Below are 22906 nucleotides of genomic sequence, written 5' to 3'. Positions count from 1 at the left end.
CCACTCTTTTTCTTAACGGATTTGTTCAAAATGAAGGTGAACGGCGATATGGTCGCCATAACCACTTCTCTCCAAATCGCGTTGCAAACGATAAGAGATATAGTGTTCTGCAATTGTGATGTAACCAGCTCCAAGTAAGCGGTGCTCAACCATTGATTGGATCATGCTGATAGTAGCACGTTCTACTTTTGCTTCTTCCAAGTCCAAAACGACTTTTTTAGTAACTTGAGCTAAGTTTTGACGTAAGTCATCAGTCAAAACATAAACTGTTTGAGCTGCTTTTAGGACAGCTTGGTAAATTTTATCTGGATCAAATTCAGCAATTTCTCCATTACGTTTGATTACTTGCATAAGGTTCTCCTTTATTCTTTGTTTTCTTTGATTTCAGCCAGCATCTTTTCTTTTTCGGCTGTCAGTTGATAGTTTTCTAGCAAGTCAGGTCTGCGCTGGTAAGTTTTCTTTAGACTTTCGTAAAGTCGCCACTGGCGAATCTTCTCATGATGTCCACTCATGAGCACATCTGGAACGACCATGCCTCGATAGTCATAAGGGCGTGTATACTGAGGATATTCGAGAAGACCTGAAGAAAAGCTATCATCCTGGTGACTGGACTCCTTACCAATCACTTCTGGTATCAAGCGCACGGTCGCATCAATCATGGTCATGGCCGCCAATTCACCACCAGTCAAAACATAGTCTCCTAGGGAAATTTCATCGGTTACCAAGGTCTTGATGCGCTCGTCATACCCTTCATAGTGACCACAGATAAAGATCAGTTCCTCTTCCTGAGCCAAATCCTCAGCGTAAGCTTGATCGAACTGTTTTCCAGCAGGATCAAGAAGAATGACACGGGGATTTTTCTTTTCAATAGCATCAAAGGCATCGAAAATAGGTTGGGCACGGAGCAACATTCCTTGACCGCCTCCGTAGGGCTCATCGTCAACATGACGGGCTTTTTCAGCGTATTCTCTGAAATTATGGTACTGGATATCCAAGAGCCCTTTTTCTCGAGCCTTCCCAACGATCGAGTGTTCCAGCGGAGAAAACATCTCTGGAAAGAGGGTTAAAATATCAATCTTCATCGTCTAGTCCTTCTAAGATTTCCACTTCGACCCGCTTGTTTGGAATATCAACATTGAGAACTACTGGCGGAATGTAAGGTAAAAGCAAATCTCGCTTACCTTTTCGCTTTACCACCCAGACATCATTGGCTCCCGGTTGTAGGATTTCCTTGACGGTTCCTATCAAGTTATCTCCCTCGTAAACATCCAAACCAATAATCTCGTGATAGTAGAATTCACCATCATCTAAATCATTCAAATCTTCCTCAGCGACCTTGAGACTATAACCCTTGTACTTTTCAATCGCATTGATATGGTACATGTCTTTGAATTTGATAATGTCAAAGTTCTTATGCTTGCGGTGACTTGCGATGGTCACTGTTTGGACAAACTGATCGTTTTCATCAAATAAAGCCAGCTCTGCTCCCTTTTTAAATCGTTCCTCGGCAAAATCCGTCACAGACAAGACTCGCATCTCACCCTGTAAACCCTGCGTATTAACGATTTTCCCAACATTAAAGTAGTTCATCTTGTCTCCTGTATCTATTTCTATCCTTTATTTTATCACGTTCCAGGGATTTTCACAAGTTGGATAGGTCCTATCTTACAAGGCTACTACTTCTTCAAAAAATTCACCAACTATCTGATTAAACTCTTTAGAATGGTCATTCATCGGTTGGTGTTTGCTATCTGAAATCGTTACTTGACGCGCATTGGGATTTAAGGCAATAATACCATCATAGATTATTTTTAGGTGTTTGGGAAAATCGTTTTCCCCTCTTACTAATAGCATGGGAGGATTTCCTTTATATCCTTCTATCTCATGGACTGCCAAGAACCCTGTGATTCCAAGGTTCAAGAAAACATCTCGCCCAGTTTCTATAATGGCTGTCTTGACCAATTCTCTTGTGATAGGGTTATCAGTACACATTTTTGAGTTTTTATCAGCAATCACCTTCCAAGGAATCGTTTTGTACATAAGAGAACTATATTTGATTCGACCTCTTTCTTTCTCTGATAGGTATCGATGCTGTCCCCAACTATCTACCATGACCAAGGCTAGGACTCTTTCTGGATGGCGATAGGTATACTCTTGAAGTGGATTTCCTCCCCAAGAATGACCAACCAATATCACCTTATCCAGCTTAAAATAGGACAAAATGGCATCTACATCTTGAATAGCGCCTTCCAAGTCGGGTAGCCCAACTTTCATAGGTGATTCACCCTGCCCTCTAACATTTACAAAGTAAAGGTCAAATCCATCAAAAGCATCATACTGGTGAGCCCACATCTGACTGCGTCCACAAGCTCCATGATAAAAAATAATATGCCCTTTGCGTGCGCTTCCAGGACGATGATAAACAACCAAATCACAATCTACGACCGCTATAAGGTGACGTTCCAACACCTCAGATTCTCTATTATAAAAAGCAATAGCTTCAGCTATATCATTTTGCTTCATTTCTACATTCGCTCCTCTTTATCCTGATATCATTCTTTGTATCTATTTTATCATGTTATATTAAAATCATGGTTTTCTAAACTTAGTTTCATTAAAAATTTTGAATTTTCTGCATCATTTAGATAAAGAAAAAGACTGCTAAGCAATCTTTACTTTTTTCTCATCAGATTCATGCCTAAAATTCCAGCAATAATCAGAGCAGCTCCTATCACATGGTAACTATAAATTGGTTCGTGGAGGATAAGAGCCCCAGCTAGAATGGTCAAAACTGTTCCAAGATTGCCAAAGACACTGACGGTTGATGCGCCGAGGCGAACGATAGCATAGATAGAAAGACTACCAGTCACGATAGATGCTAAAATTCCCAAATAGAGTATGGAAAGCAGATAGGGCAGCTGTCCAAACGGCGCAAAGTAAGCTAATATGTTCCCCTCTAGATAGTGAGAGGTCAGACTCAGCGTATTAAAGGTGACGAAGCCAACAAATATAACAACAGCTGTCATATCCATGGCCCGATAGCGACCTCCTTTAGCCTTGCTGAGAATATTGTTTATCGCATTGGCAAGAACAGATCCCAACATCAAGAGAAAGTCCAAGCTAGCAGTTTCAGTGCTAAAGTTTGCTCCTTTACTAAGGAAGATGAAAACTACTCCTGCTACGGATAAAATTAAAAAGAACTTTTGCAGCAAACTTGTCTTCTCCTTGAGAAAGACCGATGCCAAAAGGAGAGTAAAAATCGGGACAAGCGCTTGTAAAATTCCCGCTTCAGAAGACGATATATACTGTAAAGCAAAGGATTGGAAAATAAAAAAGAGGATTGGATAGAAAAGACTCATAGGCAGAATAGAAAGAATATCTTTTCTGCTTAAACTCACATTGATAAGTTTTGTTTGATGAAGGATGACCAATACCAGAGCAGCGATTGTATAGCGATGCGCTAAGTTGGTGAGAGGACTGGCATAGCCTAAAGCAATCTTTGTAAATAAAAAAGAAAAACCAATGATGGCTGAAAAGGATAAGGCCGCTAGGTATGCTTTTGTTTTCTCGTTCATAGATTGTTACTCCCTTTAAAAGTAGCTATTCTCAAGATAAATCAACTAGAAATTTTGAGACTGTCTTTCCATTTTAGCATAGTAAAATCCTAGATGCTATTTCTAGGATTGGTATTTTATTCCTTCTTTCACCGTTTATCTATTACATTAGCTAAAAAGGATTCAGCCAGTCTGATCTGCTTTTCTCGTTCTTTTCTTACAAGTTCTAGCTTGTCTGCCTCTTGGAGATTCCTTACTTTGATAGCATAATCCGCGGAAACGATGGCGTGTCCTCTCATATGGGCTGTTGAAATAGCTTGTACAAAGACTCTGGCAGCGTACTTAGCGATTTGATTTTGGGCATTTTTAGAGAGGAGATTTGCTGCAAAACCTGCTTTTCTCAACTCATGAGGTGAGAACTCATTTCTCAATCGTGCATCAAAAGCCTCATAAGTTTGCCGAATTATTTTATTTTTCTCACCTTCATCACCGATATCAATTAAAGATAAGAAATCTTGCGAGTTCTCTAATGCCCATCGAGCTAGTTCTTTCTGAGGAAGTCTATCCAGTATTTGTTCTAGCTCCAATCTTTTCTCAGAGTCATCCCAAATGGCAACTTTGTAAGGACTGGGTAGGTGATTCATTTTAGTCTTATAGGTAGTTCGTTCAAACTCATTCCATGCATAATCCTCTGGTTTCATTGCTTTCTCTATTCTTTCTTACTAGCTAGCGTAAGCTAGGAGGAACCTTTCATATTAGTGAAAAGAGATTACTCCTAGTTCTCTTGGAAGTTATCCAAAAATCCTTCCACATTTGACATAATTAGATAATTTTATCGAAACTACAAAATAGTATCATTGATATCTTCTAATATCTTAAAACTTAATGAGATCTTTTTATCACCTATGTTACACTGTATATTTCTATATTTTATTCTTTGCGTAATCAATTCTCTTTTATGATTTGATTGTAAAAGATTTAATAATTGTTCAACAGTTGCCTCACCAGAATACAATTGAGGCAATATATCTATAGAGTGTATATTACCTTTTTCACTAATATGAATCTTAGGAGTTCTCCTATTCATAAAATTAGAAAAATCAATCTCATCAATAATATATACTTCATCTTGTTTTGAATTATACTGACTAACATTGGACACAAACATATTTATCACTCTTTTTATATCACTACTATATATCCCAAGTTTTTTTGCAATTATTTTTTTCTCATTTTCAGTAAAATATTTAGAATTTCTTTTAAATTTTTCTATGTAATTACTTAACTCAACTTGATTCTTATAGAACTCAATGATATTAGTTGGTTGATTTTGTGTTTTAGCTTCTAGAATAACTAATGTCTCATCTTTAAAAAATATTCCGTCAATTTCATATGTCTCCCCATCAATATTCCGTTTTATCCCACCAGACTGTTTAGAAAATTGTTTTTTTGCTAAGCTGTTAATATGAATTTCAAAATTTCTTCCTTTTTGATTTATTCCAGTCTCTTTACTTTGTTGGTTTTTTGATATAACAGATAAAATTGTTCTTGAAAAATCTGTATACAAAACCAAACTAGATAGTAGAACATAAACTTCTTCAAACTCTATAAGTGGACTATCATATAAATCTCTAGAAGAAGTTTTAAAAATCAGTTGCTTAAGCAAGTATTCTGGCAGCCCTTTATCAAAAAATAGCTCTCTTAATTTGTTCTTTGAAATTACTACAATTCTTTCATCGGATTCGAAGCATAATTCGTATAAAAGCCAATAAGCATCCATCCACTGTCTTAGTTTAATACCATCATATTCTTCTTCAAAATTTTTAGTATAAAAATATTCTTTAACCTGCTTCTCTAATAATTTATATAAACTTCGTTTTTCATCAAATTTTTCTAATTTAGTATCAAAATCAAGATTGGGTTTTCTAGCCAAAAGAGCTCTAAAATCTTTTAAATCTAAATAAGTTGCTAAAGCATATAATCGTTTTATACTAAAATCACCTATCTCTTTAATATGAATTTCGTTATCATAAATCTTAAATTCAATGTCACTGTATGTCCATAAGTCAATTACTAAACTAAAAATATTTAAGCGACTAAAAATAGAAAAAATATTTTCAATTTCTGACTGAGTTAAACTAGCGCCTTTTTCCCATTTAAAGACTGTCTTTTTTCGAAGTGAATCTTTTAAAACATCTCCTAATCTTAACCAAATTTCTTCAATTCCATCACTTAAATCTGTAAGCCTGTTGTTACCATTCTTAAAAAATTCATAGTATGCTTGTGCGTAGTATAATGATGATTGTAGAATATTTTTCTTTTTGCTATCTAAAAGAGATTTTTTTTCAATCTGAATCATCTCATAAAGTTGATTCAAGATTGAAATCTCAAATAGAAATTTATTTACAATCTGTTCATTCAATATATAAAATTTCTTCACTAAAATATATTTAGCTATAAGTTTAGTACCATTACTAGAATTTCCACTTGTAAAAACCCCAGATAATTTCAACAATTTAATGTAGTCATTGGCATCTTGAGCATCATATAAATGTTTATAAAATTCAACAGTATTAATTTTGTTTTTATATTTATTTGTATTCCAATATTTCATAAATTTTTCCAAACCATAAAATAACAAGAAAACATATCCTGCTCCTTGCAAAAAAAGCGAGACTTCAGTCCCGCTTTTTTATTTTTCATCGATAACGATTCTTACTTTTTTGTCTTCAGTTGGGACAGAGTAGACAATCGTTCTTATCGCTGAGATAGTGCGACCCTTACGACCGATAACACGACCGACATCGCTTTGGTCAAGATCCAAGTGATACTCCAAAAACTCTGGTGTGTCTTCAATCTTGATAGTTAAGGCATCAGGTTGTGAAATCAAAGGTTTCACAATCGCAATAATGAGATTTTCAATCGTATCCATCTGTCAACCTACTTTAAACTTATTTTGAGAATTTAGAATCGTGGAATTTTTTCAATACGCCTTCTTTTGAAAGGATGTTGCGAACTGTATCTGAAGGTTGAGCTCCATCAGCCAACCATGCAAGAATGCGGTCTTCTTTCAAAGTTACTTGGTTTTCAGCAACAAGTGGGTTGTAAGTCCCAACTGTTTCGATGAAACGTCCATCACGTGGTGAACGTGAGTCTGCTACGTTGATACGGTAGAAAGGTTTTTTCTTAGAACCCATACGAGTCAAACGGATTTTAACTGCCATTTTTTTAATGTCTCTTTTCTTATTTTTTATTTCGGTGAAATAGCTGAGCTATTTAGCACATGTTCTATTATAGCAGATTTCTGACAGGTGTCAAGAAAAAAACTTGACAGAGTTTTAATTTTTTTACTACTAGAAATTTTTAGTAAAATCTTTTACATTTGAAATCAAACTCCTTTTAAGGTACAATGGTAGAAATGAATTTTTGAGAGGTTAACAATGAAAAAACTAGCAACCCTTCTTTTACTATCAACGGTAGCCCTTGCTGGATGTACTAGTATCCAACGCGGTCTCCGTGGTGATGAATATGTCGACTCCAGCATCTCAGCTGAAGAAAGCTCAAAAGCAGCTGCTCAGGCTGCCAAAGATTTGAATGACGCATTGACCAATGACAATGCCAACTTCCCTCAACTTTCTAAAGAAGTTGCCGAAGATGAAGCCGAGGTCATTTTACATACAAATCAAGGCGATATCCGCATCAAACTCTTTCCAAAACTAGCACCACTCGCGGTTGAAAACTTCCTTACTCACGCTAAAGAAGGCTACTATAACGGCATCACCTTCCACCGTGTCATTGATGGATTTATGGTCCAAACTGGAGATCCTAAGGGAGATGGTACAGGTGGCCAATCTATCTGGCATGATAAGGATAAAACAAAGGACAAGGGAACTGGTTTTAAAAATGAAATCTCTCCTTACCTATACAATATCCGAGGAGCACTTGCTATGGCTAACACTGGTCAACCAAATACCAACGGTAGCCAATTCTTCATCAACCAAAACTCGACAGATATTTCAGCTAAACTCCCTACTAGCAAGTATCCAAAGAAAATCATCGAAGCCTATAAAGAGGGTGGAAATCCAAGTCTAGACGGCAAACACCCTGTCTTTGGTCAAGTCATCGAGGGCATGGATGTTGTCGACAAGATTGCCAAGGCTGAAAAAGATGAAAAAGATAAACCAACTACCGCTATCACCATTGATAGTATCGAAGTGGTGAAAGACTACGACTTCAGTAAAAAATAAGCCATCAACAGATAAGGGGACGATGACATGATTTTATTTTGGGGTTCTAAAGGTTATCAGAAAGATTTGGGACATACGCAAACAGCGATCGAATGTGGTCACTGTAACAATGTTGACACTTGGGAAATTGTAGAAACTGGACGCAAGTTCACCCTCTACTGGATTCCACTTTTTCCTTATGGTGAAAGTTACTTCGTTTCTTGTCCGATTTGCCACTATGGTAAAGAAATTGAGAAATCTGAAGTTGAAAACTATTTAAATTACTAGTCAAAAAAGCCAAGTCATTTCGACTTGGCCTTTTTAGCGGCTTTAAGTTAGCTTGTTAAAGTCCCAGATTTGGTCCATCCAGCCTTCATAAAAGTCTGGTTCGTGGCAAACCATAAGAATGCTTCCTTTGTATTCTTTAAGCGCCCGCTTGAGTTCTTCCTTGGCATCTACATCCAAGTGGTTGGTCGGCTCGTCCAGCACTAAGACGTTGTTTTCACGGTTCATCAAGAGACAGAAACGCACCTTGGCCTGTTCCCCACCTGACAAGACCTGAATCTGACTTTCGATGTGCTTGGTTGTCAAACCACAACGAGCAAGGGCTGCACGGACCTCTGCTTGGTTAAGGGCAGGAAAGGCATTCCAGACGGCCTCTAGTGGTGTTTGACGATTGCCTCCTTCTACTTCCTGTTCAAAGTAACCAAGTTCTAGGTAGTCACCTCGTTCGACTTCTCCAGCGATTGGTGGGATAATACCCAAGAGAGACTTCAAGAGAGTTGTTTTCCCAATACCATTTGCACCGATAATAGCAACCTTTTGATTGCGTTCAAAAGTGAGATTTAAGGGCTTGGTAAGAGGACGGTCATAACCAATCTGCAAGTCCTTGGCTTGGAAGATAAAGCGCCCAGGTGTACGAGCTGGTTTGAAATCAAAGGATGGCTTTGGTTTCTCGCTTTGGAGTTCAATGATATCCATCTTGTCGAGTTTCTTTTGACGGGACATGGCCATATTACGCGTTGCAACACGCGCTTTGTTTCGAGCGACAAAGTCCTTGAGGTCCGCTATCTCTTTCTGCTGACGTTCATAGGCTGCTTCCAACTGAGATTTCTTCATAGCATAGACTTCTTGGAACTGGTAGTAGTCACCAGAGTAACGCGTTAACTGTTGATTTTCAACATGATAGACGATATTGATTACGTCGTTGAGGAAAGGAATATCATGCGAAATAAGGACAAAGGCATTCTCATAGTTTTGAAGATAACGCTTGAGCCAGTCAATGTGTTCAGCATCCAAGTAGTTGGTTGGCTCGTCAAGCAACAAAATATCTGGTTTTTCAAGGAGGAGTTTAGCCAAAAGCACCTTGGTTCTTTGTCCACCTGACAAAGAGGTTACATCTGTATCCATGCCATAGTCCATGACACCGAGAGCACGCGCTACTTCATCAATCTTAGCATCCAAAGTATAGAAATCTCGACTCTCCAAACGGTCTTGGAGCTCTCCTACTTCTTCCATCAGCGCATCAATATCCGCCCCGTCTTCTGCCATTTCCATATAGAGGTCATTGATACGAGCTTCTGCTTTAAATAGCTCATCAAAGGCTGTACGCAAGACATCACGCACGGTTTGACCTTCCTTTAGCACAGCGTGCTGATCCAGATAGCCAGCAGTCACGTATTTGGACCACTCCACCTTCCCTTCATCTGGTAACATCTTACCAGTCACGATACTCATAAAGGTTGATTTTCCTTCACCATTGGCACCGACAAGACCGATGTGCTCTCCCTTTAGGAGACGGAAGGACACATCTTCAAAAATTGCACGGTCACCAAAACCGTGACTTAAATTTTTAACTTCTAAAATACTCATTCTAATTCCTTATCTTATTTTTATGCAGTCCTTTATAGAGAACCCAAGCCAGATAGCCTCCCAGGGTATTGGTCCACAAATCATCAATCTCAAAGACCCGATTAAAGTCGAATAAAAAATCTAAAACTAGTTGCGTGCACTCAATTCCTAGACTCAGTAGAAAACTGAGAAGGATGATTTTTTTCGTTTGTCGTAAATTTGGACAGAGATAGATCAGTTGAAAGACCAGTGGGAAAAGCAAGAAGACATTCAAAATGTTCTGCAAAAAGATCCAAAGGACTTGTCCCAAACTGGTCACTTCACCCAGATTCCAAAGGGAGTTTAAGGGAGTTAAAAGAAAAACCAGGCGTCCAAAAGTTTGAATACCTGGAGTTTCCACTCCTGTAGGAAGTTGAGGCTGGGGAGTAAAGCAAAAACAGACAATGCATAGGCCGTAAACAGCCACTCCCAATCTTAAAATTAATTCGCTTTTTCTAGTCATTTTATGGATTTACCGCTGCGACTGCCTTCTGGCGATCACGTTTCATTGTATTGGAGCGTAATTGTCCACAAGCTGCATCAATATCTGTACCATGCTCTTGACGGACAACACAGTTGACCCCTTTTTTCTTGAGGGTATCGTAGAAGGCCATCACGCGCTCTTTGGGACTACGGCTATATTGGTCATGTTCACTAACTGGGTTATAGGGAATCAAGTTGACGTATGACAATTTCTTGATATTTTTGAGCAATTCAGCCAACTCCAAGGCTTGTTCAACACCATCGTTGACTTCATTGAGCATGATATATTCAAAGGTCACACGGCGATTGGTTGTTTCGATATAGTACTCAATAGCTGCAAAGAGCTTTTCAATCGGAAAGGCACGGTTAATCTTCATGATGCTTGAGCGCAATTCATTATTGGGTGCGTGAAGGGAAACAGCCAGATTGACCTGTACGCCTTCATTAGCAAAGTCACGAATTTTATGGGCCAAACCTGAGGTTGAAACCGTGATGTGACGAGCACCGATAGCCATCCCCTTGTCATCATTGATGGTACGGACAAAATTCAAAACATTGTTGTAGTTATCAAATGGTTCACCAATTCCCATGACAACGATATGGCTGACACGTTCGTCCTGACCACGCTCATCAAAGTATTTCTGAACCAGCATAATCTGCGCTACGATTTCCCCGTTATTAAGATCACGTTGCTTTTTAATCAAGCCTGACGCACAGAAGGTACAACCAATATTACAGCCAACCTGAGTGGTCACACAGACTGACAAACCGTAGTGTTGACGCATGAGCACTGTCTCAATCAACATGCCATCTGGCAACTCGAAAAGATACTTAACAGTACCGTCAGTTGACTCTTGTACAATCCGTTGTTTCAAGGGATTGACCACAAACTGGTCATTGAGCTTAGCAATCAAATCTTTTGAAAGATTGGTCATTTCTTCAAATGACTGCACACGTTTACGATAGAGCCATTCCCAGATTTGATCTGCACGGAATTTCTTTTCTCCCTGCTCCAATACCCATTCCTGCATGGTTTGACGTGTTAAACTATAAATAGACGGTTTCATCTCTTCTCCTTATTCTCTATCTATTTCTGACGAATGACAAAATGGCGCTGTCCCTTGTCCTCTTTCTGAGACTTTTGGTCCTTATGACGACGTCTATTTCGCTTATCCGTATTTGGTTTTCTCTTGTTTTGCGAAGGTTTCTTGCCTCTTCTAGGAAGGTTTTCCTCATCCTTTTTACGCATTTTTTTGTCAAATGAAGCCCGTTTCGGTGCTTGGTTTTCTAGGACAAAATAAGCACAACCATAACTACAATACTCTAAAAGATAATCCTGTAAGCGACTGATTTTTTCAATTTTTTCCTCTGTTCGGTCGTCTTTATAAAAGCCACGTAGACGGAGCTGTTCATTGCTCCAGTCCCCCACGACATAATCAAACTTGGTCAACACTTCTGAAAAGCGTTGATTAAAGACTGTCACATCGAAGGCATCCTTGATATTTTCAACCAAGGTAAAAGCAATCCCTTCAGTCTCAACCTTATCCCCATTTACATGAAATTCTGGGCCAGGAAACTTGTTATAGTTGTATAATTCAGGTGCAATTTCTTTACGCATAGTCTTCCTTTTCCACGATTACTTAACACTCTATTTTACCATAATTTCTAACAGTTAGCACGTTTCTCATAAAAATGAAAAAAGTCTGACGATTTTGTCAGACTTCTGCTTTATAACCTTAAAAAGAGAAGATTGACTCTTCCCTCCATATTTTTTATTTAGCTGCTGCGTAAAGCTCATCTACTTTGTTCCAGTTGATGACTGAGAAGAAAGCTTTGATGTAGTCAGGACGCACGTTGCGGTATTTCACGTAGTAAGCATGTTCCCAAACGTCCAAGCCCAAGATTGGTTTTTTACCTTCTGAGATTGGTGTATCTTGGTTTGCTGTTGAAGTTACTTCAAGCTTCCCTTCTTTGTTGACAACCAACCATGCCCAGCCAGAACCAAAGCGAGTTGTAGCTGCTGCTGTAAAGGCTGCTTGGAATTCTTCAAATGAACCAAATGTTGCATCGATTGCTGCTGCAAGTTCTGCTGAAGGAGCAGTCTTTTCAGGAGTCATCAATTCCCAGAAAAGAGCGTGGTTCAAGTGTCCACCACCATTGTTGATAAGTGCTTGACGGATATCAGCTGGGATAGATTCTACATTAGCAAGCAAAGCTTCAAGATCTTCACCGATTTCAGGGTGTTTTTCAAGCGCTGCATTTGCATTGTTGACATAAGTTTGGTGGTGTTTGTCATGGTGCAAGTGCATTGTTTCTGCATCGATGTATGGTTCCAAAGCGTCGTATGCGTATGGAAGGTCTGGTAAGATAATAGCCATCTGTAATACCTCTTTTTCTTTCTATATGAAAATGATAACGCAATCATCCTCTTTTTTCAAGTTTTTTGCTCAATTTGCTTCTGCCGCGATCTGCAAAAGTGCCTTTTCAAACAGGTACCCTTTTTCATAGACACCTGTCTTAATCTGGTAGTCTGTTTCAATCAAATAAGAAATCGCTCGCTTGAGAAAGGCAATGGAAATCCCTCTCGAATCTCTCAATGCAAACTTGATTTGATAAGGATTAGGATTGCGCCCCAAATAAGTTCCCAGACTGCTTGCAATCTGCGATTCCGTCTGACCAGTCTCTGATAAAATCTTCACTTGGGTAAAGGTACGAAACTGTCCTAACATGACAGCTATGAGCTTGATCTCATCCTCCCCTTGCAAGGTCAAGTCTCTAACCAGGTCACGGGCCAGGTCAATCTTCTTAACTAAAATAAGTTGAGTCAAATCAAAAATATTGTCCTGCAGAGTCTTTGGAATAGCCTCGACAATATCCTTCTCCTCAATCACGCCGTAGGACTTATAAGACTGCAAAAAAAAGAGATTTTTCTGGATTTCACTAAATTGAAAACCAGACTTGATGAGTAGATTTTCAAAGGATTGTCCCACAAACTGAAGACCTTGTGTCTGACTCCATTTTTGGAAATACTGGCGGAGTTCTTGTTCCTTGGGTTCAATAGCATCAAAGACAGTCGCATCTCGTTTGAGCAATTTGACCAACCGTCTTTTGCTATCCAACTTTCCTTCCGCAAAAATCAAGAGTTTAGTCGTTGGTGAAGGGTTGTCAAGGTATTCTTCAAACGACTTGAGCTCATCATCTGTTAAAAAACGTTTCTTGGCTGTTGTAATATCGACAAAATGGTCTAATATCACGATTTTCTCATCCGCAAAGAAAGGGAGACTGACCAACTCCAACTCTAAGTCTTTATAGGCTACTTCTTTCATATCAAAGTAAGCAAAATTGAGATCAGCTGGATCATAACCAATCTGCTTCAACACTTGACTCTTCATAACTTCAAACTGGCCCTGGTCTGTCCCTGTAAATAGAATCAAGCTAGATAAATTTGATAGAGATACCTTTTGACTCTCTTCTATGGCTAGCATCTTCTCTCCTTTCTTCTGATTTTTTATTAAACTTAATCAATATAGCGCAATTTCCCACGGAAATCTTCTAGGTTCTCGTACCCTTTTTCCGCCATAATAGCTTTCAGTTCATTTGTAATGCGTTCAAAAGCACTGATACCTTCTTTGTGAAGAGTGGTCCCTACTTGCACCATACTCGCACCGCAGAGGATATGTTCAAAGGCATCACGACCCGTTAGAACACCACCCGTTCCGATGATTTGGATTTGCGGATTGAGACGTTGGTAAAAGGCGTGCACATTAGCAAGAGCGGTCGGTTTGATATACTCTCCACCAATGCCACCAAAACCATGTTTAGGACGAATCACGACCGACTCGTCTTCTATATAAAGGCCATTTCCGATAGAGTTAACACAGTTAACAAACTTGAGCGGATATTTGTTGAAAATAGCAGCCGCTTGGTCAAAGTGAACAATATCAAAATATGGTGGCAATTTGATCCCAAGAGGTTTGGTAAAGTAGGCAAAGACTTCTGCCAAAATACGGTCAGTTGTCTCAAAATCATAGGCAATCTGAGGTTTTCCTGGAACATTTGGACAAGAGAGATTAAGCTCTGTCAGTCCTTTGAATTCACTCTCTTGAACTTTTTTCAAGATGGTATGTGTTTCTTCTGGAGACATGCCGACTAGGGAAAGGAAGAAAGTACGGTTTGGCTCTTTTTCCTGCAAGTCCAAAAGATAGTTCAGATAGTAGTCTAAACCATTATTTGGTAAGCCCATGGAGTTGATGGAACCAAGTGGAACATCCTGGTAGCGTGGCTCAGGATTGCCCTGACGAAAGTCCAAGGTCGCTGTCTTCGTGACAAAAGTACCCGCTGCTGAGTTTTTGACCCCTTCAAGCTCTTCTATCGTCATACAAGCCACACCCGCTGCATTCATCAAGCAATTGTCAAACTCAAAGCCAGCTATTTGTGTTTTCGTTGATACCATGATTCTGATCCTCCAGATTCCTTTTATTTCTAATATTATACCATACTTTAAGATTTTCTCTTTGAGAAACTAATTTCTATATAAAACGTTCGGTTTTGTAAATTGAAAGAATTTTTAGAAAATTTCTGTTTTTTTCTTTACACTCAAAAAAAATTCTGCTATAATGGCTCATGTAATAAAATATAACAACAAAAAGGAGAACGATATGACATCTGCTAAAGACTATATCCAAAGCGTGTTTGCAACTGTGAAAGCTCGTAACGGGCATGAGGCTGAATTTCTCCAGGCGATTGAAGAATTCTTCAGCACTTTGGAACCTGTATTTGAAAAACATCCTGAGTATATCGAAGAAAACATCTTGGCACGTATCACTGAGCCTGAGCGCGTAATTTCTTTCCGTGTTCCTTGGGTTGACCGTGAAGGCAAAGTCCAAGTCAACCGTGGTTACCGTGTTCAATTCAACTCAGCTGTTGGACCATATAAAGGCGGACTTCGTTTCCACCCAACTGTAAACCAAGGGATCTTGAAATTCCTCGGCTTCGAACAAATCTTTAAAAACGTCTTAACTGGACTTCCAATCGGTGGAGGTAAAGGGGGATCAGACTTCGATCCTAAAGGGAAGACTGATGCTGAAGTGATGCGCTTCTGCCAAAGCTTTATGACAGAATTGCAAAAATACATCGGACCATCTCTTGACGTCCCAGCTGGCGATATCGGTGTTGGAGGACGTGAAATTGGTTACCTTTACGGACAATACAAACGTCTTAACCAATTTGATGCGGGTGTCTTGACTGGTAAACCTCTTGGATTTGGTGGTAGCTTGATTCGTCCAGAAGCAACTGGTTATGGTTTGGTTTACTATACTGAAGAAATGCTCAAAGCTAATGGTAACAGTTTTGCTGGTAAGAAAGTGGTTATTTCAGGTTCTGGTAACGTAGCTCAATATGCTCTTCAAAAAGCAACTGAACTCGGCGCTACTGTCATCTCTGTATCTGACTCAAACGGTTACGTCATCGACGAAAATGGTATTGACTTCGATCTTTTGGTTGATGTTAAAGAAAAACGCCGTGCTCGTTTAACTGAGTATGCAGCTGAGAAAGCAACTGCTACATACCATGAAGGTTCTGTATGGACTTACGCTGGAAACTACGACATCGCTCTTCCATGTGCGACTCAAAACGAAATCAACGGTGAAGCAGCTAAACGTTTGGTTGCTCAAGGAGTTATCTGCGTATCTGAAGGTGCTAACATGCCGAGCGACCTTGATGCGATTAAAGTCTACAAAGAAAACGGAATCCTTTACGGACCTGCCAAAGCCGCTAACGCTGGTGGTGTAGCTGTATCAGCGCTTGAAATGAGCCAAAACAGCCTTCGCCTTTCATGGACCCGTGAAGAAGTTGATGGACGCCTCAAAGACATCATGACCAACATCTTCAATACAGCTAAAACAACTGCTGAAACATACGGACTTGGTACCGACTACCTTGCAGGAGCAAATATCGCTGCCTTCGAAAACGTAGCAAACGCTATGATTGCCCAAGGTATTGTTTAATTAGTCAATACATCTTATCGGAGGACAAATGATGAACTTACGGCCAATGGAAGTAAGAGATAATCCAGCTGTAGCGCAGCTCATTCGAGCTAGTCTTGAAGAATTCGGGCTTGACAAACCAGGAACTGTCTACTTTGATTCTCATCTAGATCATTTGGCCGACTACTATCAACAGCAAGAGAGAGCAGCTTACTTTATTCTGGAAGATGAAGGTCAGCTGGTTGGCTGTGGTGGCTTTGCACCTGTGTCTGATAAGATTGCTGAATTACAAAAACTGTATGTCACTAAAAATAGCCGTGGCAAAGGTTATTCCAGTAGGTTGATAAAGCGGATATTCCAGGAAGCCCGTCTGGCTGGTTATGAACAGCTTTATCTAGAAACCTCTACTGAACTGGCTACTGCTGTGGTCATCTATCAACACTATGGTTTCACATCACTGCAAGAACCACTTTCTAACGCCGCCGGCCACCCAGCTATGAATATCTGGATGATAAAATCCCTCTCATCAGATGAATAGATATTAGTATACTCTGGTCGACTTGAAGACATCAGGATCAAGATCCTCAACACAGCTAAAACAACTGCTGAAACATACGGACTCGGTACTGCTTACCTTGCAGGTGCAAATATCGCTGCCTTTGAAAATGTAGCCAAGGCTATGATTGCACAAGGTATTGTTTAAGCACTATCAAACTAGAATAAATCCGACTGCTTATAAAAGCAGCCGGATTTTTATATATCTAATTTTTCAAAAAATTTGCCTGCAGACTGCTTTTCTTTTAGCTTCTCCAGCAGCTCATTTTCCAGAAAAGGGCTTAGTTCGTCAAAATCTTGGCAAACCTTAAAAACCGTCTCTCTATCCATTTGACCATAAGCTAATTCATAATAGTCCTTATGATGATGCCAGTTCTGGTCATAGTTGACATCTGTTCGCTGATAGTAAACGATATTCTGCTTCGGTGTCAGGTAAAGCTTCTGTGTTAGAATACTTTTCTGATCTTTGGACAACTTGCTACGACTGAAAATCTTAACACCTTGAAAGATCTTGCGCTCATGGATACTTTGATTTGTAACTTTTAATTCAATTCTTTTATAATGCATACTATCACCTCCAGAAATTACCTACATTATATCAGATTCTGGCAGATTATCAAGCCAAAGTGTCATTTCCAAAAGTCTTTAGTCGCCTCTAAAATCTCTTCTGTAGGCGTCACTGTTGCTTCAATAATAGTCTTGCCAGTCATTTTCAGATAGGCTTGTATCAGATGATAGCCATAAGCATAGCCTGCAGCATAAGGCATTCCAACTGGCATCTGACCCTGTATCTTAGCTATTTCATCACCGTAGAGATATGGTGCCATTTCCGCCATCCCCGTTAGCTGAAGCTGACTTGAGATGATGGGCTTAATCTCTTCTAACTGCTCTGGACTGGTTGAAGTGACCCAAGGCCCAATGAGATCTTTGCCATAGAGCTCAGCAGCAAAAGACTCTGCCAATCCTTCACTGACTACCCAGTCTGCTAGTGTCGTCTGCTGGTTCCATTTGACAAATTGAAAGCGGACATTGTGATTGCACTCGTGAGCCAACGCAGCCTGCACACGTGGTAAAGTATAGTCATTTGGTAGCAGACTAAGCATGAGGTAGCCTGGAATTCCGCCATCTCCGCTATAACCCTTATTGAGCTGTAGCCCAATAAAATAGTAAAATGGTAATCCTCAACATCTAAGTCATAGCCAGCCTGCTCAAAAAGCCCAATACTCCTCTTGATGGTATCTTGACAATCCTGCCAGAGTTGATCAGAGCTCAGAGCGTCGATAGCCGGTCTATCCTTTTCTGATAGAGTTCCGGGCAACTGATTCATAAAGCCAGGTAGGAATAGAGCATCAAATCCTCCAGGGTACTTTGCTTTCAAAGGGATGTGTTGCGTTTGGTATTTCATTGCAAAAGGTGCTAATATTTTAGCTCGAAAGAGACCTTCTCTCTTTTCTAAAGGAAGCTCGAGCATCTCCTGATAAACTTTATCTGAACGAATCATATTGATTTGCATAATAATCTCCTTTCTTATCTACTATTAGTATAATCCCTTACCTAGGGTCAGAGTCAAGAAGAAAATTGAAATATCTATTAAAATTTCATTGAAATTACCTCAAACCGTTCGAAAATTACTTTCAATAAAGTTCTTTAATACTGAGATTATAATATCCGGAGTATCAATAAATTAAAAACTTACTTTTCTACTGTTCATAGGAATGATGATACTAGAAAAAAATAAATCCTGAAGGGTAAAAACTTGTATCATTTTTTATGGAAAGCCTATTATTCAAAACTTGTTTGTCTCCTAGATAAACTATATAATTAGTTCGCCCCTTTTTTGCCCCTTCTTAAACCAAAAGAAAAAACCGCTACTCCTAAGAATAGCGGTTTTATATGTTTTTTAAGCTACAAATGTAGTTGCTCTATTATTTAAGAGTAACTGAAGCTCCAGCTTCTTCCAATTTAGCTTTGATTTCTTCAGCTTCTGCAGTTGGAACGCCTTCTTTGATGACACCTGGTGCACCATCAACAAGTTCTTTAGCTTCTTTAAGTCCAAGACCAGTGATTTCACGTACAACTTTGATAACGCCAACTTTTTTGTCACCAGCAGCTGTCAACTCAACATCAAATGAGTCTTTAGCAGCACCAGCGTCAGCAGCACCAGCTGCAGCAACAGCTACAGGAGCAGCTGCAGTTACACCAAATTCTTCTTCGATAGCTTTTACAAGGTCGTTCAATTCAAGGATTGAAGCTTCTTTAATTTCAGCAATAATGTTTTCAATGTTCAATGCCATTGTTATTTCCTCCAAATAAGTTTTAAATTTTATAATATTTTTTTCGTAGCTAGGCTACGCTGCGTAGCTTAAGATTAAGCTGCGTCTTCTTTGTTGTCTGCAACCGCTTTGACTGCAAGAGCAACGTTGCGCACTGGCGCTTGAAGTACAGAAAGGAGCATAGAAAGAAGTCCTTCGCGGTTTGGAAGAGTTGCAAGAGCAACGATTTCTTCTTTAGATGCGACAGCGCCTTCGATTGCACCACCTTTGATTTCAAGTGCTTCAGCGTTTTTAGCAAAATCGTTCAAGATTTTCGCTGGTGCGATAACATCTTCGTTAGAAAATGCTACTGCAGATGGTCCAACAAATACTGATGCAAGATCTTCAAGACCAGCTTTTTCAGCTGCACGACGCAAGATTGAGTTTTTAATGACTTTATACTCAACTTCGCTTCCACGAAGCTCACGACGAAGAACTGTATCTTGCTCAACTGTCAAACCACGAGCGTCTACAACGACGATAGATGCAGCAGCTTTCATTTTTTCAGCTACTACGTCAACTAGTTCCGCTTTTTTAGCAATAATTGCTTCACTCATTAGTGTGTTCACCTCCGTAATTATTTTGCTTGGGGAATTTTTCCAAAAGAAAAACGCGCCCAAACCTAGACACGAAAGTACAATACGCTTCTTTTTACATGATACGTTTTGTCCTCGGTAGGATATTTATGAGTCGAGCTCCCCTACTGTCTTAGGCAGTTTTTTCAAACCGTATATAAGTATAGCATAGACAAAAAAAGAATGCAAGATTTTTGCAAACTTTTTTTAAATTTTTTTAAATCTTTACTGTCAAAACTTTGCCTTGCTTAACCACCTGTTCTCCAGCGATATAAACATCATCAACATCACTGGATTTGACAGCATAAACCAGATGAGAGAGCATATTTTTCTGAGGTTGAAGATGGATTTTTCCTTGTGGTTGAATGACCAGAAAATCTGCCTGTTTGCCGACTTCTAGGCTTCCTATCTGCTTTTCCATTCCTAGAACCTTAGCTCCTTCGATTGTCAGTGCCTTAAGGGCTGTTTCGATAGGAAATTGGCTGGCATCTCCACTCTTCATTTTCTGAAGAAGGGCTGCGGTCCGTCCTTCCTCAAACATATCTAGATTATTATTGGAAGCAACTGAGTCAGTCGCAATTCCGACTGCTACTCCTGCTTTTTGCAGTTGGATGATTGGAGCGATCCCTGAGGCCAGTTTGAGGTTACTAATAGGATTATGGGCGATAGCCACATGGGAAGTCGCCAAGCGTTCAATTTCTCTCTCGTTTAATTCAACCCCATGAGCAAAGACAGACGGATGATCTAAGTAACCTAGTTCTTCTAGAAAGGCAAGGGGACGTTTGCCATAGCTTTTCAGGATAATTCCTGATTCCTCCTTGGTCTCCGCCACATGGATATGGATAGGAATGTCCAGCTTTTTTGCCATATCTAAGCTCGCTTCCAGCAAGTCTCTACTACAGCTGTAGGGAGAATGTGGAGCTACCATAACCTTGAAATTTGGGTTTTCATATCCTAAGATTTCCTCTATGATGGCTCGGGTTCTGCTTATGGTCTCAGCAGTTGTTTCTGCCTCTGAAGAAAAGAGGGTCGGTGAGAAATAACAACGCATCTTGGAAGCCTTGACTGCCTGATAAATTTGCTCAATATCCACACCATTGGGATTATACATATCGTTGAAGGTTGTTGTTCCTGACTGGAGCATTTCTGTCAGAGCTTCTTTGACCGCCTTGGTAGTCATGTTGGGAGTAAATCCTGCTTCTGCTGGCCAGATAAAGTCATTGAGCCATTCATGGAGGTTGCTGTCATCCCGAATCCCTCGCAAGCCTGTCATAGCAGAATGGGTGTGGCAATTGACCAAACCAGGCATAATCCAGGCTCCCTGATAGTCTATAATCTGCTCAGCTTGCTCTAAAATCTCTGGCTCCTCTTGGCCGACATAGACGATTTGAGAGTCCTTAACGGCTAAGATACCATCCAAATAAACATGGAAATCTTTGTCACAAGTCACGATATTTACATGCTGATAGACTTTCATTGTTTTCTCCTTCTAAGACCCTGATTTTTTCTAGCTATTGTAACAAAAAAGTCACCCGAAGGCAACTTTTTTCGTTCATGAGATTTCAAAATAGAAAGGATTATTCAGAGCTAAAATCTGCAGCTTTCTGCATTTGGTAATACTTGCCCTTTCTAGCCATGAGGTCATGATGGTTCCCATACTCAACAATGTCGCCATCTACCAAGACAAGAATCAAATCCGCATCCTGAATGGTTGACAAACGGTGAGCAATGATAAAGCTTGTGCGCCCCTTCATGAGTTTGGCAAAGGCATCCTGTACTAGCACCTCTGTCCGAGTATCGATGGAGGAAGTTGCCTCGTCTAAGATAAGAATCTTTGGGATAGCTAGAAAGACACGGGCAATAGTCAAGAGCTGAGCCTGACCGACAGAGAGAGATTCACCCGCATTTTCCAGTTTGGTATCATAGCCCTTCGGCAGTTGTTGGATAAAGAAGTCTGCATTGGCTGCTTTGGCAGCAGCAATCACCTGCTCCCGACTGGCTTCAGGATTTCCAAAGGCAATATTGTCATGAATGGTCCCTTGCTTGAGCCAGGTTTCTTGGAGTACCATCCCAAACTGCTGTCTCAATGATGCTCGGGTATAGTCATAAATGGAACGACCATCTAGCAAGATATCTCCCGAGTTAATGGGATAAAAACGCATGAGGAGATTGATGAGGGTTGATTTGCCAGCACCTGTCGGACCAACAATAGCAACCTTGCTACCAGCTGGAATATCAATGGATAAATCCTTAATCAAAATCTTTTCAGGATGGTAACCAAAAGAGACATGTTTAAAGGAAATAGCTCCCTTGACCTGGTCACTGGTCAAAACTTCCTTACCTGTTTCAGCCACCTCTGGACTCTCTAAGACAGCATAGACACGTTCTGCACAAGCGAGAGCACTTTGCAATTCGGCTAGAACTGAAGAAATATCGTTAAAGGGCTTAGTGTACTGTTGGACATAGTTCAAAAAAGTCACTAAACGTCCGATGGTCAAGGTGGACCCCATCATGATACGATAGGCTCCCACTCCGGCAAGAAGGGCATAGATGAGTGCATTAACAAAGCGAGTCGAAGGATTAACCGTTGATGAATAAAAGATGGCTGACTGAGAATAGTCTGCGTAGTTGTCATTAGCCTCATGCAATCTTTGAATAAACTCTGTCTGAGCATTAAAGGACTGGATAATAGTCTGTTGGCTAAGCGATTCTTCAATCAACTGGGTCTGAATCCCCCTTGTCTCTGTTTGCTTTTGGAAGAGATGATAGGATTTCTTAGCTATAAAGCGTGAAATAACCATGGATAGGGGCGTCAACAGCAAGACTAAAAGGGTCATGAGAAGATGAATTTGGAGCATGGCTAGAATACTAACCAAAATCATCAAGACACCAATGAAAAATTGGTTAAAAATCATGGTCAAGCCAGCTGCCAACTGTTCGATGTCTGTGGTTACACGACTAACCATCTCTCCACTGCGTTGCTGATCCACAAAGGCAATCGGTAAACGATGGAGTTTATGGATGATTCGCTCCCGCAAGTCTCTGGTATAAGAGAAGATTAGACGATTATAAAGAAGAGGATTGGCCCATTGTACCAGAGTATTTCCTATGACTACCAAGATCATCTGAATGAAAATCTGCCAAAAAACTGGTGAAGAATCAGCTACTAGAACCTGGTCAATGACCTGCCCAATCAAGATAGGTAGGTAGATCGATAAAGCAACTTGGGCAATAGTTCCTAGAAAGGCTAGGAAAAGGAGGAAGGGATGGCTTGCTAAATCTATGGCCAAACGTTTGAGCGTCTGGTTTGCAGTTTGTCGTCTCATT

General features: G+C 40.0%; 25 protein-coding genes, 2 pseudogenes and 1 other annotated feature. Of the genes and pseudogenes, 5 read left to right on the top strand and 22 right to left on the bottom strand.

What is annotated here, in order from left to right; translation table 11 throughout:
* Positions 1 to 12 precede the first annotated feature (12 nt).
* From A0739_RS02040 to rpsP, 9 genes are all read right to left on the bottom strand, one after another.
* Positions 13 to 351 (bottom strand): ATP cone domain-containing protein, encoded by a 339-nt coding sequence (locus A0739_RS02040; protein ID WP_001196045.1) that lies wholly within the window; start codon positions 349 to 351, stop codon positions 13 to 15.
* Between the two features lie 11 nt (positions 352 to 362).
* Positions 363 to 1082 (bottom strand): tRNA (guanosine(37)-N1)-methyltransferase TrmD, encoded by a 720-nt coding sequence (gene trmD / locus A0739_RS02035; protein WP_061586893.1) that lies wholly within the window; start codon positions 1080 to 1082, stop codon positions 363 to 365.
* Positions 1072 to 1590, bottom strand: a complete 519-nt coding sequence (gene rimM / locus A0739_RS02030; RefSeq protein WP_061586892.1) for a ribosome maturation factor RimM — start codon at positions 1588 to 1590, stop codon at positions 1072 to 1074. Before rimM ends, trmD begins: the two co-directional genes overlap by 11 nt.
* A gap of 75 nt (positions 1591 to 1665) precedes the next feature.
* The gene (locus tag A0739_RS02025) at positions 1666 to 2523 is read right to left on the bottom strand and encodes an alpha/beta fold hydrolase (protein WP_061586891.1); all 858 of its coding nucleotides are present in this window, start codon (positions 2521 to 2523) and stop codon (positions 1666 to 1668) included.
* Positions 2524 to 2672: 149 nt separating this feature from the next.
* The gene (locus A0739_RS02020; protein ID WP_061586890.1) at positions 2673 to 3575 is read right to left on the bottom strand and encodes a DMT family transporter; all 903 of its coding nucleotides are present in this window, start codon (positions 3573 to 3575) and stop codon (positions 2673 to 2675) included.
* A gap of 128 nt (positions 3576 to 3703) precedes the next feature.
* Positions 3704 to 4255: a putative immunity protein gene (locus A0739_RS02015; protein ID WP_061586889.1), complete on the bottom strand. Its 552-nt coding sequence runs from the start codon at positions 4253 to 4255 to the stop codon at positions 3704 to 3706.
* Between the two features lie 140 nt (positions 4256 to 4395).
* Positions 4396 to 6168, bottom strand: coding sequence for a hypothetical protein (locus tag A0739_RS02010; RefSeq protein WP_061586888.1), 1773 nt, complete (start codon positions 6166 to 6168; stop codon positions 4396 to 4398).
* A 78-nt stretch (positions 6169 to 6246) separates the two neighbouring features.
* Positions 6247 to 6486 carry an RNA-binding protein KphA gene (gene kphA, locus A0739_RS02005; RefSeq protein ID WP_000379617.1) on the bottom strand — a complete coding sequence of 80 codons (240 nt, stop codon included), beginning with the start codon at positions 6484 to 6486 and terminating at the stop codon, positions 6247 to 6249.
* Between the two features lie 19 nt (positions 6487 to 6505).
* Positions 6506 to 6778 (bottom strand): 30S ribosomal protein S16, encoded by a 273-nt coding sequence (gene rpsP, locus A0739_RS02000; protein ID WP_049520696.1) that lies wholly within the window; start codon positions 6776 to 6778, stop codon positions 6506 to 6508.
* Positions 6779 to 6994: 216 nt separating this feature from the next.
* On the opposite strand from rpsP, the gene A0739_RS01995 reads away from it, so the two are divergent.
* Both A0739_RS01995 and A0739_RS01990 read left to right on the top strand, forming a co-directional pair.
* A complete protein-coding gene (locus tag A0739_RS01995; protein ID WP_061586887.1) occupies positions 6995 to 7801 on the top strand; it encodes a peptidylprolyl isomerase in 807 nt (268 codons plus the stop codon).
* A 27-nt stretch (positions 7802 to 7828) separates the two neighbouring features.
* Positions 7829 to 8068: a zinc-ribbon domain-containing protein gene (locus tag A0739_RS01990; RefSeq protein ID WP_082243780.1), complete on the top strand. Its 240-nt coding sequence runs from the start codon at positions 7829 to 7831 to the stop codon at positions 8066 to 8068.
* Between the two features lie 42 nt (positions 8069 to 8110).
* Here A0739_RS01990 and A0739_RS01985 read toward each other — a convergent pair whose 3' ends face one another.
* The 7 genes from A0739_RS01985 to A0739_RS01955 all read right to left on the bottom strand — a co-directional run bounded on the left by A0739_RS01985 (position 8111) and on the right by A0739_RS01955 (position 14606).
* Entirely contained in the window at positions 8111 to 9652 is a 1542-nt protein-coding gene (locus A0739_RS01985; protein ID WP_061586886.1) for an ABC-F family ATP-binding cassette domain-containing protein, read from the bottom strand.
* Between the two features lies 1 nt (position 9653).
* Positions 9654 to 10133 (bottom strand): VanZ family protein, encoded by a 480-nt coding sequence (locus A0739_RS01980; protein WP_000197258.1) that lies wholly within the window; start codon positions 10131 to 10133, stop codon positions 9654 to 9656.
* A 1-nt stretch (position 10134) separates the two neighbouring features.
* Entirely contained in the window at positions 10135 to 11220 is a 1086-nt protein-coding gene (rlmN, locus tag A0739_RS01975; RefSeq protein WP_061586885.1) for a dual-specificity RNA methyltransferase RlmN, read from the bottom strand.
* Positions 11221 to 11240: 20 nt separating this feature from the next.
* Positions 11241 to 11771 (bottom strand): YutD family protein, encoded by a 531-nt coding sequence (locus A0739_RS01970; protein ID WP_001224364.1) that lies wholly within the window; start codon positions 11769 to 11771, stop codon positions 11241 to 11243.
* 154 nt (positions 11772 to 11925) lie between these two features.
* The gene (gene sodA / locus A0739_RS01965) at positions 11926 to 12531 is read right to left on the bottom strand and encodes a superoxide dismutase SodA (protein ID WP_061586884.1); all 606 of its coding nucleotides are present in this window, start codon (positions 12529 to 12531) and stop codon (positions 11926 to 11928) included.
* 69 nt (positions 12532 to 12600) lie between these two features.
* Positions 12601 to 13638 carry a DNA polymerase III subunit delta gene (gene holA / locus A0739_RS01960; RefSeq protein ID WP_061586883.1) on the bottom strand — a complete coding sequence of 346 codons (1038 nt, stop codon included), beginning with the start codon at positions 13636 to 13638 and terminating at the stop codon, positions 12601 to 12603.
* Positions 13639 to 13670: 32 nt separating this feature from the next.
* On the bottom strand, positions 13671 to 14606 hold the full coding sequence (locus A0739_RS01955; protein ID WP_061586882.1) for a dihydroorotate oxidase: 936 nt from the start codon (positions 14604 to 14606) through the stop codon (positions 13671 to 13673).
* Positions 14607 to 14811: 205 nt separating this feature from the next.
* On the opposite strand from A0739_RS01955, the gene gdhA reads away from it, so the two are divergent.
* The 3 genes and pseudogenes from gdhA to A0739_RS09980 form a co-directional block, all read left to right on the top strand.
* Complete coding sequence (gene gdhA, locus A0739_RS01950; protein ID WP_061586881.1) at positions 14812 to 16158, top strand: NADP-specific glutamate dehydrogenase; 1347 nt, start codon at positions 14812 to 14814, stop codon at positions 16156 to 16158.
* A gap of 31 nt (positions 16159 to 16189) precedes the next feature.
* On the top strand, positions 16190 to 16675 hold the full coding sequence (locus A0739_RS01945) for a GNAT family N-acetyltransferase (RefSeq protein ID WP_061587122.1): 486 nt from the start codon (positions 16190 to 16192) through the stop codon (positions 16673 to 16675).
* 15 nt (positions 16676 to 16690) lie between these two features.
* Positions 16691 to 16840: pseudogene (locus A0739_RS09980) on the top strand (NADP-specific glutamate dehydrogenase); the annotation flags it as partial.
* A 50-nt stretch (positions 16841 to 16890) separates the two neighbouring features.
* Here A0739_RS09980 and A0739_RS01940 read toward each other — a convergent pair.
* From A0739_RS01940 to A0739_RS01915, 6 genes and pseudogenes are all read right to left on the bottom strand, one after another.
* Positions 16891 to 17259, bottom strand: a complete 369-nt coding sequence (locus A0739_RS01940; RefSeq protein ID WP_061586880.1) for an EXLDI protein — start codon at positions 17257 to 17259, stop codon at positions 16891 to 16893.
* A gap of 62 nt (positions 17260 to 17321) precedes the next feature.
* Positions 17322 to 18205 (bottom strand): annotated as a pseudogene (locus tag A0739_RS01935) (DUF2268 domain-containing putative Zn-dependent protease).
* A 412-nt stretch (positions 18206 to 18617) separates the two neighbouring features.
* A complete protein-coding gene (gene rplL, locus A0739_RS01930) occupies positions 18618 to 18986 on the bottom strand; it encodes a 50S ribosomal protein L7/L12 (RefSeq protein ID WP_001196964.1) in 369 nt (122 codons plus the stop codon).
* 74 nt (positions 18987 to 19060) lie between these two features.
* On the bottom strand, positions 19061 to 19561 hold the full coding sequence (gene rplJ / locus A0739_RS01925; protein ID WP_001287274.1) for a 50S ribosomal protein L10: 501 nt from the start codon (positions 19559 to 19561) through the stop codon (positions 19061 to 19063).
* A gap of 38 nt (positions 19562 to 19599) precedes the next feature.
* Positions 19600 to 19735 (bottom strand) — a sequence feature (ribosomal protein L10 leader region).
* 61 nt (positions 19736 to 19796) lie between these two features.
* Entirely contained in the window at positions 19797 to 21056 is a 1260-nt protein-coding gene (locus A0739_RS01920) for a TRZ/ATZ family protein (RefSeq protein WP_061586879.1), read from the bottom strand.
* A 100-nt stretch (positions 21057 to 21156) separates the two neighbouring features.
* The gene (locus tag A0739_RS01915) at positions 21157 to 22905 is read right to left on the bottom strand and encodes an ABC transporter ATP-binding protein (RefSeq protein ID WP_061586878.1); all 1749 of its coding nucleotides are present in this window, start codon (positions 22903 to 22905) and stop codon (positions 21157 to 21159) included.
* Position 22906 lies beyond the last annotated feature (1 nt).

This window comes from Streptococcus oralis (assembly GCF_001588645.1).
Taxonomy (GTDB): domain Bacteria; phylum Bacillota; class Bacilli; order Lactobacillales; family Streptococcaceae; genus Streptococcus; species Streptococcus oralis_AB.
Note: the sequence above shows the minus strand (reverse complement) of the source record. Positions and strands in the feature narration are given on the sequence as shown.

Excerpts from the sequence above, each read along its gene's own strand:
- kphA (WP_000379617.1), bottom strand. The coding sequence starts at position 6,486 with ATGGATACGATTGAAAATCTCATTATTGCGATTGTGAAACCTTTGATT.
- A0739_RS01945 (WP_061587122.1), top strand. The coding sequence starts at position 16,190 with ATGAACTTACGGCCAATGGAAGTAAGAGATAATCCAGCTGTAGCGCAG.
- A0739_RS01990 (WP_082243780.1), top strand. The coding sequence starts at position 7,829 with ATGATTTTATTTTGGGGTTCTAAAGGTTATCAGAAAGATTTGGGACAT.
- A0739_RS02040 (WP_001196045.1), bottom strand. The coding sequence starts at position 351 with ATGCAAGTAATCAAACGTAATGGAGAAATTGCTGAATTTGATCCAGAT.
- rimM (WP_061586892.1), bottom strand. The coding sequence starts at position 1,590 with ATGAACTACTTTAATGTTGGGAAAATCGTTAATACGCAGGGTTTACAG.
- A0739_RS01985 (WP_061586886.1), bottom strand. The coding sequence starts at position 9,652 with ATGAGTATTTTAGAAGTTAAAAATTTAAGTCACGGTTTTGGTGACCGT.
- trmD (WP_061586893.1), bottom strand. The coding sequence starts at position 1,082 with ATGAAGATTGATATTTTAACCCTCTTTCCAGAGATGTTTTCTCCGCTG.
- A0739_RS02020 (WP_061586890.1), bottom strand. The coding sequence starts at position 3,575 with ATGAACGAGAAAACAAAAGCATACCTAGCGGCCTTATCCTTTTCAGCC.
- A0739_RS01940 (WP_061586880.1), bottom strand. The coding sequence starts at position 17,259 with ATGCATTATAAAAGAATTGAATTAAAAGTTACAAATCAAAGTATCCAT.
- A0739_RS02025 (WP_061586891.1), bottom strand. The coding sequence starts at position 2,523 with ATGAAGCAAAATGATATAGCTGAAGCTATTGCTTTTTATAATAGAGAA.
- A0739_RS02015 (WP_061586889.1), bottom strand. The coding sequence starts at position 4,255 with ATGAAACCAGAGGATTATGCATGGAATGAGTTTGAACGAACTACCTAT.
- A0739_RS01955 (WP_061586882.1), bottom strand. The coding sequence starts at position 14,606 with ATGGTATCAACGAAAACACAAATAGCTGGCTTTGAGTTTGACAATTGC.
- A0739_RS01915 (WP_061586878.1), bottom strand. The coding sequence starts at position 22,905 with ATGAGACGACAAACTGCAAACCAGACGCTCAAACGTTTGGCCATAGAT.
- holA (WP_061586883.1), bottom strand. The coding sequence starts at position 13,638 with ATGCTAGCCATAGAAGAGAGTCAAAAGGTATCTCTATCAAATTTATCT.
- A0739_RS01970 (WP_001224364.1), bottom strand. The coding sequence starts at position 11,771 with ATGCGTAAAGAAATTGCACCTGAATTATACAACTATAACAAGTTTCCT.
- rplJ (WP_001287274.1), bottom strand. The coding sequence starts at position 19,561 with ATGAGTGAAGCAATTATTGCTAAAAAAGCGGAACTAGTTGACGTAGTA.
- rlmN (WP_061586885.1), bottom strand. The coding sequence starts at position 11,220 with ATGAAACCGTCTATTTATAGTTTAACACGTCAAACCATGCAGGAATGG.
- gdhA (WP_061586881.1), top strand. The coding sequence starts at position 14,812 with ATGACATCTGCTAAAGACTATATCCAAAGCGTGTTTGCAACTGTGAAA.
- A0739_RS02010 (WP_061586888.1), bottom strand. The coding sequence starts at position 6,168 with ATGAAATATTGGAATACAAATAAATATAAAAACAAAATTAATACTGTT.
- sodA (WP_061586884.1), bottom strand. The coding sequence starts at position 12,531 with ATGGCTATTATCTTACCAGACCTTCCATACGCATACGACGCTTTGGAA.
- rplL (WP_001196964.1), bottom strand. The coding sequence starts at position 18,986 with ATGGCATTGAACATTGAAAACATTATTGCTGAAATTAAAGAAGCTTCA.
- A0739_RS01980 (WP_000197258.1), bottom strand. The coding sequence starts at position 10,133 with ATGACTAGAAAAAGCGAATTAATTTTAAGATTGGGAGTGGCTGTTTAC.
- rpsP (WP_049520696.1), bottom strand. The coding sequence starts at position 6,778 with ATGGCAGTTAAAATCCGTTTGACTCGTATGGGTTCTAAGAAAAAACCT.
- A0739_RS01995 (WP_061586887.1), top strand. The coding sequence starts at position 6,995 with ATGAAAAAACTAGCAACCCTTCTTTTACTATCAACGGTAGCCCTTGCT.
- A0739_RS01920 (WP_061586879.1), bottom strand. The coding sequence starts at position 21,056 with ATGAAAGTCTATCAGCATGTAAATATCGTGACTTGTGACAAAGATTTC.